The organism is Acanthopleuribacter pedis, from assembly GCF_017377855.1.
Classification (GTDB): Bacteria; Acidobacteriota; Holophagae; order Acanthopleuribacterales; family Acanthopleuribacteraceae; genus Acanthopleuribacter; species Acanthopleuribacter pedis.
Genome location: NZ_JAFREP010000006.1, coordinates 224,851 through 236,629, shown reverse-complemented (window position 1 = coordinate 236,629; position 11,779 = coordinate 224,851). Strand labels below are relative to the sequence as shown.

Annotated in this window: 7 protein-coding genes; all 7 read left to right on the top strand. The window is 52.2% G+C overall.

The genetic code is table 11. The features are described 5' to 3' along the window. Positions 1 to 211 precede the first annotated feature (211 nt). Positions 212 to 1,675 (top strand): methyl-accepting chemotaxis protein, encoded by a 1,464-nt coding sequence (locus J3U88_RS08995; RefSeq protein ID WP_207856520.1) that lies wholly within the window; start codon positions 212 to 214, stop codon positions 1,673 to 1,675. A 591-nt stretch (positions 1,676 to 2,266) separates the two neighbouring features. After that, positions 2,267 to 3,397, top strand: coding sequence for a PAS domain-containing sensor histidine kinase (locus J3U88_RS08990; RefSeq protein ID WP_207856519.1), 1,131 nt, complete (start codon positions 2,267 to 2,269; stop codon positions 3,395 to 3,397). Further along, positions 3,381 to 3,854, top strand: coding sequence for a response regulator (locus J3U88_RS08985; RefSeq protein ID WP_207856518.1), 474 nt, complete (start codon positions 3,381 to 3,383; stop codon positions 3,852 to 3,854). Before J3U88_RS08990 ends, J3U88_RS08985 begins: the two co-directional genes overlap by 17 nt. Then, positions 3,845 to 5,119, top strand: coding sequence for an ATP-binding protein (locus J3U88_RS08980; protein WP_207856517.1), 1,275 nt, complete (start codon positions 3,845 to 3,847; stop codon positions 5,117 to 5,119). Before J3U88_RS08985 ends, J3U88_RS08980 begins: the two co-directional genes overlap by 10 nt. A 1,127-nt stretch (positions 5,120 to 6,246) precedes the next feature. Beyond that, a complete protein-coding gene (locus J3U88_RS08975) occupies positions 6,247 to 8,622 on the top strand; it encodes a hypothetical protein (RefSeq protein WP_207856516.1) in 2,376 nt (791 codons plus the stop codon). 118 nt (positions 8,623 to 8,740) lie between these two features. Next, on the top strand, positions 8,741 to 9,277 hold the full coding sequence (locus J3U88_RS08970; protein WP_207856515.1) for a CesT family type III secretion system chaperone: 537 nt from the start codon (positions 8,741 to 8,743) through the stop codon (positions 9,275 to 9,277). Between the two features lie 234 nt (positions 9,278 to 9,511). Beyond that, positions 9,512 to 11,671 (top strand): winged helix-turn-helix domain-containing protein, encoded by a 2,160-nt coding sequence (locus J3U88_RS08965; RefSeq protein WP_207856514.1) that lies wholly within the window; start codon positions 9,512 to 9,514, stop codon positions 11,669 to 11,671. Positions 11,672 to 11,779: the final 108 nt, after the last annotated feature.

Below are 11,779 nucleotides of genomic sequence, written 5' to 3'. Positions count from 1 at the left end.
CCGCACTTCCCACCGCGTATGTCAAAAATCGAGCCTGCAGCATCCTACAGGAGCGCAGGTCGTTTGGGTTTCGGGTGTTTTGAGTCCATCACCGGGCACGATAAGACCCGGCAACAATCCTATATTTGAGGGACATATGGCTAAAGAACGGTCTGGCGGCCAAAGGCTCACGTTCAAATTTTTGCTTCCTGTCTTGGGATTACTCCTGGTCATGCAAGTCATCGTCGGTTTTTTTGTCTTGCGCAACGAACGGGCCACCCTGGAAGAAAACCAGAGGATCCTCGGTCAAGAGTACGCGATGGCGCTGGCCCTTATCTCTGCCGACCTCGTCAGCAAGGATAACCGGCAAGAGCTCTCCCATCTGGCCACCCAATTAAAGAACCGGGATCCGAAAGTCTCCTACGTCGGCTTCTTTTCCCCAAGCGGCGAGAAAATCGCTGATTGCCAATCCCAGGTCATCAGCGAACACACCACCTACACCGGCGCCATTCAGACCAACGGCCAAACTATCGGCCAAGTTCAGATTCTTATCGATCCCAAGGCTACCGATGAAGCCATTCGCAGCATGGCACGAACCCTGGTTCTAACCTTCCTGGTCGCCCTTTTCGCGATGAGTTTTGCGGTTCATTTTGTATTCGGAAAAATCGTGCTCGGTCCGCTTCATGAACTATCCAACGCGGTGGCCGGCGTGGCCCAGGGCGACCTGACCGTTGACATTCACTACCATTCCAACGACGAAATCGGCGACCTTGCCGAGGATATTCGGGTCATGGCCGACAACCTGCGCCACATCCTCCAGAACCTCGGCCGCAACGCCCAAACCCTTTCCGAAAATGCCGGCACCCTCGACCAGATCAACAACGGCATGACCGAACACTTGGGTTCCCTCAGCACGCGCACGGATACGGTTATCGCATCAACCGAGGAACTGACGGAAAGCATGACCAGCACCACCAACCAGATGGAAGGTTCGGCGATGGAGGCGCGCCAAATCGCGCATTCGGTTCGAGAGATGCGTCAAGCGATCAACAGCATGGCGGAAAGCGCGGAGCAGGCGCGCGGGGTCACCCGCGAGTTGGTGGATGTGGTGAATCGCGCCGCGGCCGGCACCGACCATCTCACCAACGCGGCCGGGGAAATCACCTCGATCACCAACGTCATCGACGATATCGCGGAGCAAACCAAACTCCTGGCCTTAAACGCCACGATTGAAGCGGCCCGCGCGGGCGAATTGGGCCGTGGTTTCGGCGTCGTCGCCAATGAAGTCAAAGAGCTGGCCCGCCAGACCAACAACGCCATCGAAGAGATCAGCGGCAAAATCGGGATCATGCAAACCACCGCCGCTTCAACCGCCGACGAGATGGCCACCATCAAAAAAATAATGACCGACGTCGACCAAATTGTGTCCCTGATCGCCAGCGCGGTAACCCAACAAACCGCCACGGTCCAATCGATTTCCGACACGGTGACCGGCATCGCCGCCGGGATTAATCAGGGCAGTGCCACCGTAAGCGAAAGCGCCCAAATATCTCAAAACATGTCCTTCGACATCAAGCAGGTCAACGAGGCCACCGAAGAAGTGCGCAACGTGGGTGCCCGCATCAAAGAAAGCAGCTTGGCCCTCACCGAAATGGCGGAGGAACTCAACAAAACCATGGCGCGCTTCCAGTTGTGAGGTTCAGTGCCTGAACCAATAGGGCGCCGTCATCAGGGGTCAGCATGGCGTTAGAAATGGCTTTGAATTGGAACGATGCGCCCCGCCTACCCCCATTGCCCTCCTTACCAGGCGTACTGAGCAGGAACCTGGCACGGCGTTGGCGATTGCAACCTAGAACACCCTTAAACCTAAGCGGCGCTGAAGCGAGGGGGTTTGGCTAAAGACCTGGAGCAAAATGGTCTAAAAAAAGAGGGCCGGGGTCGCGCACGACGTCCACCCATTGGGTGGTGCGAGCTTTTCCACAGCCCTTTTTAACCCAGTGGTTTAGCAAATCCCCCGCGAGTTATCGCGCTCCTAAAGTTAACGTGAGCCACGGTATCCACGCCCTGTGATGAGCCGCGGCTGCCAACAAATTCGGCCAAAGGCACAACCCGATATTACCTAGCGACGAGGCCCTGTTAGCGGCAACCAACGGATCATTCACACGGATAACCTCATTTTTTCAGGCGAAGACGCCGTGCCTTGAATTGCAATAGTCTCGGACGTCCTCAAAAAATAAAGCCCTGGTTTTTAAGATCCGATATGGCTAGAAAAAATAGGGCTATCCTCATGCAGAATGAAGAAAATTATCTATACAAAGAGCTGGTGTATCTCTTCCAAAAGGACACAACAATCCTCAACTGGCTTGATAGAGGCTCATTAGACGGTATGTGGTTTTGGGATTTGGAGACGCCGGAAAATGAATGGTTGAGCCCACGGTTTAAAGAAATTTTCGGTTACGCCGAAGATGAAATTCCCCACACTTCTGATTGGTGGAAGCAAAATATTTTTGAAGAGGACCTGCCGCTCGCCCTAGAAAATTTCCAAAATCACCTGGATGATCCGTGTCATCCCTACGACCAAGTGGTGCGCTACAGGCATAAGAAGGGTCACACCGTCTGGGTTCGATGTCGCGGAATCATCATTCGGAATGAAGAAGGCAAACCCATAAGGATGTTGGGCGCGCACACTGACGTAAGTAGCTTGAAGCGCAAGGAACTTGAACTTGAAAAGAGCAATCAAAGCCTCGAAAACTTTGCGTTTATGGCGTCGCATGATTTCAAAGAGCCTCTGCGTAAAATCACGGCCTTTGGCGAACTTTTCGAGAGTGAATATAGAGATCTGGTCGACGAAGAGGGAAGGTATTACCTAGGACGTATTACAGATGCAGCACATAGGTTAGAGCTCCTTGTAGACAGCCTTCTCGGATTATCAAAACTAACCGAAAAGGAGCTAGAACGTGAGTCTGTTTCTCTTGGGTCGGTCATTGAGCAAAGCATCAACAATGTGCCTGCAGCTTTTCAAGTAGCGCCATCCTGCCACACAAAAATCTTCGTTGATGCGGTTCTATTATTCCAAGTCTTTAGTAATTTAATAAGCAATTCAATAAAATTCTCTGATACATCTCGGCCCTTAAAAATAACCATTTCCTGCAAACCTTTTATGAAAAGAGAAAACTTTGTGGAGGTGACTTTCTCAGATAATGGACTGGGATTTGGTGGCAATGACTTTAGTGGCATATTTCAGCCCTTTCAACGATTGTTGCCAAAGAGTGACTATCCGGGAAGTGGACTCGGCCTGAGTATTTGTCAAAAAATCATCACGAAACACGGTGGAATAATCTGGGCTAGTTCTAACAAAACCTTTGGCGTAAGTATTTCTTTTACACTTCCTAGGAGTAATGATGAAAAAGACACCTAACATCCTAATGGCTGAGGATGATCATGACGATGTCTTCCTAGCCAAAAGAGCAATAAAAGAGTCTAAAAAACCGCTCAACTTCAGCGTTGTGAAAGACGGCGAGGAGTTACTTACCGAGTTAAAAAATCGGTTCACGAATGAAAAATCAACATTTCCAGATTTGATTCTTATAGATATTGACATGCCGAAAATCGACGGCATCGAAGCGCTTGAGAAAATTCGCAAAAGTTCTTCGTTTCAAAATATTCCAATTGTTATGCTGACTACATCAAGCAACAAAAGCGATATTGAAGTCTGCTATTCTCTTGGCGCGAATTCGTATCTAATCAAACCAAAGTCTCTTCCTGAACTTACTCGAATATTTGATGTATTACAAACGTACTGGTTTGAGACCGTCCAAAGTCCAGGTATTGCAGAAAAACACAACTATAAGATGGAAGAACCGAAATGCAGATAGCCCCAAGTGAAACAGACAAGCACACTTCAAGTTTAAATTCAACAAGAAGACTAAAAATCCTTGTTGTTGAAGACGATATCGACGACTTCTTTCTTCTAAAGAAGTACTTAAGAAGCAATCGATACATCTATGACGTTTCACATGTTGAAAATATTCAAGACGCCCTTCTGTTCGATTTAACGGAGTATGATCTCATTCTCTTGGATTACAAGCTCAGATCGAACACAAGTTTGGACTTAATCGCCAAAGCACGAAAACAGAACCTAAGCCTTCCAATTATTTTAATTACAAACCTCAATGATGAACGCTTGGATGATCTTTCGTTTTCGATGGGTGCCGATGATTTCGTGCCAAAAAACGAGTTATCTCCGACCCTACTGAATCGTACCATTCATCATTGTCTAGAAAGAGAAAGGAAAAATCGGGAGCGAAACAGGGCACAACTTGAATTCAGAAATCTCCTTGAGGTTTCCACAACGACCCTCCACAACACCGCAAACATCCTCAATACATTAATGGCCACCTTAGAATCTATTGAAGAATTGGTTAAGGCCTCTCGTGGTGTCGACCTAATGAAAATTAGCGATTTGTTGCGCGGAGACGAAAAAAAGCTAACGAAAATTCTCAGCTCTCCCGAGAAAAGCGAAAAAATCCTTACGTTTATTGACGCCTTGAGCAATGTCCTTGAAACAGAAAGAAGTCAAGTCTTAGATGAAACAGCACTTGCGATTCGTAAAACGAGAGCAATGCGGGACGTTATCCAAACACAACAGTCGAAAGCAAGTGACGGTTTGTACCTAGAGCCAATTTCTTTTCAGGATTTAATTCAAGAAGCTGTTGAACTAATAAAAGAAGATCCCCTAAGTCATGGTGTCTTATTCGAGAAGGTATTCAACGGAAACCCAATTATTCGCGGCCCAAAAACACTACTCACTCATGCAATCTTTAACATCCTTAAAAACTCACTAGAAGCCATGTCTGATTCTCCTGAGAAAAAAATCACGTTCTATCTTGACACAAAAGCGGCAGCAGACCTACGAATTGTTGATACCGGTCACGGTATTTCTCCCAAAATAATTAAAGATCTTTTCTCTCCTGGTTTCTCAACAAAACCGAATGGCAAAGGCCTCGGTTTGCAATTTTGCCGGAAGATCATTGAAGAATTGGGTGGTACTTTAGAAATAGACACCGGCTTAAAAGTCGGCACAGGAATCACCATCATAGTTCCGTTATACTCATCCCCTCTACAAGAGAAGTTGCATTAGCTCTTGCCTAAGAAGCCCGACAAGAGTGGGGGATTTTGACTAAAGATCTGGAGCGAAATGATTTGTAAAAAGCGGACCGGGGTCGCGCACGACCGCACCCTTTGGTTGCGGTGAATATTTTTTAAAGCCGTTGCAGCCCAGAGGTTTAGCCAAAATCGCCACGAGTTATCGCGCTTCTTAGGTATTAGGCCAAAGGGAGCGCCCCTTGAACAGCGAATGGGACAGATTAGCCTAGCCCGCATTGCTTACAAGGCATTCTGCTACGAGACAACCCATGCGATTACAAGGGGACGGCCTTCCGCGCTACTGGGTCGAGCCGCCTTCACCTCAGCTGCTACGCCGAATGGCAAGCCCCGCGAACGGTCGGCCGCCGGCGAGGGTGCGCACATCCCCGAGGCAAAAAAAAGGAAATTGACGCGACCCCAAAATCTTCCCATTTCCTCCATACTTCCTCCAAATTCCTCGGGCAGGATAGATCACCAAGCAGGGCGGCATAAAACCGGCCCTAACGCGAAGAAACAGGTTCCTTCTTTTCAGTGAGGAACCCTTTTCCAGCGAACTTGAATCGCTAAAAAACAGAGATGACTCAAAGGGCATCCTTCGGGTACCGGAACCTGGCGCTCGTCTGTTCTCTCGCAAATAAAATCGTGGTTTTTTATCCACCCAACCCGCGAAGCGAACGATTTGCACCAAGGGAATCCACCAGGTCCGACCCTTCCAGAGCGTAACCGCCGGCAACAATCAAAATGCGGCTGTTTCACGCCCGACACAAACCAAAACAAACCCGAGGCGGACCAACTCAAGGTCCATCGCCTGTGCGGGTGAACAGGGAAAAACAACGGCCGGACGCGGCCAAACAAGCATGCGTCCCCGTGGCGACACCCCGGCTAACGCAAGCTGTGCTCGCGTGAAGCACTTTTCTCGCGAGAACCCGCGAGGAATGAGCCGGCAGGCCCAGGCCACCCCTGCGCCGTTGCCGGCCCGCCTTTCACCAGGCTTCGCATCACGCCTCGAACAACCGTCCCGTTTCGCAATCATTGAACACCGGCGATCAAACCCATCCCCCGTAGCCAGGCGGGTGGCGCATTCATTCACGGGTATCGCCCGGTCTATTTTTAGGAGTGCCCATGTTTCCGAAAGTGCCCCAACAACGCGTCCGTTCCCAATCAGCCCCCTTACCCAACTCGGGTCTTAAACCACTCGGTAAATCCCCCAATCCGTTGAAATTGGGCATGGATGATTCTCCCAAAATGGGACCGCTTCCTTCTCCCAAAAAGGAGAACCAGCACATCGGCCAACTGGTCCCCCTACAACAGGTTCAATTGGAAAATCCCAAGGTCGTGAACCCCAAACGCATCCAGTTGGTCCAGCTCCAAATCAAAACCGATGACACGGACATCAAAAATTCGGTCCAAAACCTCAAGGCAAAAGTCAAAAACGTGTTCGACGCCTTTGCATTGGTTCACAAGGAAAACTTAGTCGATAACCGCAAAGGCACGGTCCCGGTCTATACCTTGCCCGAATTTTTCTGGAGCGACTTTAATTCTACTCTGACCAAAGACGAACAGAACATATTGATCCAGGAAATTAAAACCCGTGCGCAAGGTGATGAATTTGAAGGCGCGGTGTTTGTGCTCGGCACCATGGTGAGTTCCGAAGCCCCGCAAAGTTTGACGTCTCTGTTTCCCCAGGATCTGCAAAAGATTCAACAGCAGTTGGGCGACCTGTCCCAACTGACCACCAAAGACGATATAGACTTCGAAGAAACCTACGTTCAAGCAATGGACCACGGCATTGAAGACTGTTCCACCGACCAACATGAAGCGCGCGCCTTGTTGGCCACCATTGGTGACATGATGGAAGCGCGCCTGAAAAAACAAGACATTGATCCCAACACGCCGTTGGACGGTTTCGACGACCTGGAATTTGATCGCGACCAAGCCATGGACAAAGTTCTCAAGCGCGTGCACACCATGTCGACCCACCGCGAAGCCCTGACCATGGTTTCCACCATCAAAACCTATCCAAGCAGTCAGACCCTGACGAAATTCCTGAATGAAGTAGACAAAAATGATTTCAAAAACGCCAAAAAAACCATCGCCAAGTTCTTCGACCCGGGCGTCCCAAAATACGGGATGAACGAAGTGCGCATGCAGTGCCTCGCCGAATTATTCAAAGCCGTTGGCGCCAAGACAAAAAACTTAAAAGCCGTGGCGAAGGATTTCCGCACCTTCTATTTCCCCAAGTCCGCAAGCAATCAAGAGCGTGGGAAATTCGAAAAACGAGTCAAATTAATGAAATCCACCCCTAAAAAACTTGGCAGCCCAAGCTCGATGTACAAATTGACCGAAAACAAATCCATGGTGATCGAAGGCGGCAAAGGCGGCAAGGTCGGTTTTTCCAAAAAACTGCTGCCCTCGCACGCGGACTCACCGTCCTACTTCGAGAACCGGGAATCAGATAAACTGATACCGCAAAAGCTCCAGAGTTCCAGTATCATCGCGAACCCCAAACAAGATAGCCATGATCTCGGTGGTCAAATTCAAAAACACCACATTGACGATTCAAATTTCATCTTCAAAAGTCCCAAAACCGGTATCGATTTAGGGGTGACCATTTGCCGCGATTACAGCGACGGGGTCTACAAAGATCATTTCGACGGAACCGTCAAAAACCAGATCGACCACTTGCAAATCGTCTCGGCCGGGGTTCCAAAGATTGTAGAGAACAAAGGGAGTGGCAAAACATCGGTCGGCCTAAACGACGGCCTGTCGGGTAACTCCCAATTCGTAACGACCGATGACCTTCCTCACAAAGGTGGCCAGGACATTCGCACGGACATCGTTGAATACAACCCTGACACCAAAGAATTCACCTACTTGCCGCAAGGTATGGGTTTTGAGAAACAGGGCATGAACCTGGAAGACAAACATTTTTCCATGGGGATCAGTAAACCAACCCACTTGAAGGATCACAATCTCTCCTCCCTTGGCTCCTTTAAAGACGACACCAACGTCGGCTCCGTCAAACTGATGGAGAAAATGATCCAGGATCACGAAACCTCGATTTCGTTATGGCAGGACATGGTTGCTGAACTCGAACCGATCCTGACAGCGATCACAAAGGATGTGATCGAGATCGATGAAATCACCATGAAGCTCACGCGGGACAACGACGCCAAATTGGAATTTGAGAAAAAGAACGAGGGACAAAAGTACGTATCACCCCTGAACCATGAAGATTTGCAATCGCAGCTGGAGGTGCTCCATGACAAGGTTGCGCCATGGATTGATCAAGTCAACCAAGACGTGCTGCTTTTGAGCAAAAACGGCGATCAGCCCTTCGATAGAACCGAGGGTAGCAAAGTTCGCAGTTTGCTGCGGGAACGGGTGGAAACCTTCAAGGCCAATATCTCTGGAAGCACGAAAATTGTTAACTACAACAAAGAATCACTCAACCGGATCACCATCGACCGTCTGAAGAGCCAACAACAATTGGTTTAAAACCAGTCCCCGGAGACTAACACGGGCGCCCTAGGCGCCCCAATGGGACCACCTCGCGGTACTGCCAAAGGACCGCGACAACCCCCTTGTTCAAGGGGTTCCTTTCTGGAGAAAAGACATGCAAGCCGTTACCGAAACCGTCAATCAGTGGTTACAACAGATGAGTTTGGGCTGGGAAGCCCCGCTATCCTTGGATGAAGAAGGAACCTGTTCCATCCGATCAGGCAATGGTTATTTGCTCGAACTGTACGTGGTGGAAGCCGCCGCCTGTTGTTATTTCAGTATTCCGTTGATGCCCGTGCCCCATGATGATCGCGAGACCTTCTACGAAACAGTGCTGGCCTTCAACGTCCACCAACAAGAAACCAGCGGCGGAACCCTTGCCGTGGACCCCAATGAGAAACGCCTGATGCTGTGCTATTCACAGCCGGTCCCCGCGTTGACATCTGAGTTGTTCAGCAACCTGATTCAAAACTTAATCAGCAGCGCGGCATCTTTGGAACAAAAACTAACCGAACGCCAAATGGAAGCGGGGTCCGAAACGGATTCGGCAGGGTTCGCACAACCGGCGTTCACTACCGATACAACAGACCGGGGTCAGGTCGACCACCAACCAGCGCAACACCAATTCAGCCACTTCATGAGTCTGGTGTAAAGCGAACGGCGCCGACGGCTCGTAGCTAGCCCCACCAAGGTCGCAAAAAGACTTCGCGGCACACGCCCGGGGAAACATCGGCCGCTCAAAATCAGCCAAGTGCCCCGTTGGTGGGGACCTCAGCTTCTTTCGGGTCGCCCGGTTGCGATGCCGGCCGCGACCCATGGTTATAATGGCGCTGCAGGAGCCGGTGCCCTCGTTGCTGGGGCGAGGACGAGGCGGAGGGGGCGGCGCGTGTCGGAGACAAAATCTGGGCGATTCAGGATCGGAACCGTGGTCGCCGATTTCGACACCAATCGCATCCATGGCGAATCCGGCGAAATCAAAGTGCCGCCAAAACCCATGGCCCTGCTTTTTGTGTTGGTCGCACGCCGCGGGCAGCCTGTTTCCCGCGCGGAACTGATCGAATCCATTTGGGAAGGCAATGGTTACGTGGGCAAACGCGGCGTGACCGATGCCATCCATCGGTTGCGCAAGGTCCTTGACGACCGCTCCGAAACACCGCGGTATATCGAGACCATCCCCAAGACGGGTTACCGCCTTTTGGTCGATGCGGTCCCGGAACCAAAAGAAGCGGCGCCCCAAACGACGGATCCCGGCGCGGCCCCGGTGACGACCCCGGACAGCGCGGCCCCGCGCCGGTTCGCGCCTTGGCCCCGGGCCCGCCAGGCGGTGCCGGTCCTCATCCTGGCGATGGTAGCCGCGATTCTGTTGTTTCGCGCCGATGAACCGAGCCGGCCAACGGTTGACACACCCAAACCCGTGAACATGGTCCCGGTCACCTACCAACCGGGCATCGAACACGATGCCGCGCTTTCGCCCGACGGCTTGCGCCTGGCCTATGCCTGGATCGCCAAACGCGGCAGCTCGCGCATCATGCTTTTGGACCTCTCCCAACCCGGCGGGACAGCCCACGCCCTTAACGCGTTACCCGGCCTGCAACGGTTCCCAACCTTCTCCGCGGATGGAACGCGGCTTGCCTATGTTCGCCTCGGTCTTCCAACCGGACCAATCATCGCCGTCGTCGACCTCGCAACCGGCGAAGAAACCGCGTACGAACGAATCGGCCTGGTCGGGGGCCGGCCGATTGACTGGTCGCCCGTCGACGATCACATCGCCTACGCCCGTTACGACGTCCGCTCCGGTCGCGGCGGCATCGGTTTACTCGACCTGAAGGACGGGCAAACCCGTTGGCTCACCGCCGCGCCGGTTTCCCATCACTTCGTTGATCGGGCACCGGCCTTTTCGCCCACGGGTGAACGGATCGCCTTCTTGCGGTCGAGCGGCATGGGTGTTGACCTGTTTACGGTCGATGCTGAAGGCACCACCCGCCAAATCACCCGCATCGGCGCGGAGATGTGGGGGCTGGACTGGATGCCGGACGGGTTGTCCCTTGTGTTTGCGGCCCCAGGGAAAGACGACCAGGGTGTGAACGCGGCCTTGTGGCAGACAGATTTGAGCGGCACGGTTCATTTCCTGGGCGGTGCACCCGAGAACCAATATTTCCCCGTGGTTCATCCCAGTGGCGCTTCAATCTATGTTTATGTGACTCGGCCGCGCATGGAAATTAACGCCATCACCCTCGGCCAAGCCGATACCGCGCAACCCGATCCGTGGATTACCTCGACCGGAACCGACCAGGACGCACATTATTCACCGCAACGGAACCAACTCGTGTTCTCCTCTACCCGCGACGGCGGCGGTGAAATTTGGACATCGGATCCCAACGGCGCCAACCCCGTTCGGCTCACCACGCTCAGACGGCGGGCCGCATTCCCGCGCTGGTCGCCCGACGGCAGCCAGATCGCATTTATCGCCCATGATCGCGCCCGCACCTTACACGTACTCGATCCCGAATCAGGCACGCTCAGACGGCTCGGCGAGGAAGGCGCCTTTCACGTCTGTCCCTCATGGTCTCGCGACGGCCGCTCGCTCTATGCCGTCAAACAAGTCTCCGGTTCATTCAACCTTTGGCGGCTCCCCGTTGACGGCGGCGTCGGCGAGGCCGTCACCGAAACCGGCGGCTTTTACGGTCAGGAATCACCCGACGGGCAAACCCTCTACTTCACCAAAAGTCTTGAGCACGGGTTGTGGTCGAAGCCGGTGAACGGGGGCGAGGAACGGTTGGTGATTGATTGGAAAGGGCTTAACGGCATCACCTGGCTACCGCTTGCCGAGCACATTCTTTTCCTGTCCAACGACGCCGACGGCGCGACGATTCAGGCCTTTGATTTGGCGTCCGGTCATTCACGGATCCTCGTTAAGTTCGCACCCGAGGTGGCCGTCGCCGCGCGTCCCTGGAGCCTGATTGAAGCAACAAATCAGCTACTTTTCACGCGGTCGGTCGAAAACGAAGGCGATATTCGCCGCCTTGACCTCGATTGGACACCTTGACAACGATCTATGTAAACCTTTGAAAATAAACACACCTTGTATAAATCGATAAAAAATCGAGCGGCCCTTACCTGTCCATCCGGCCGATCTTCTCGTAGGCTCCTTCAA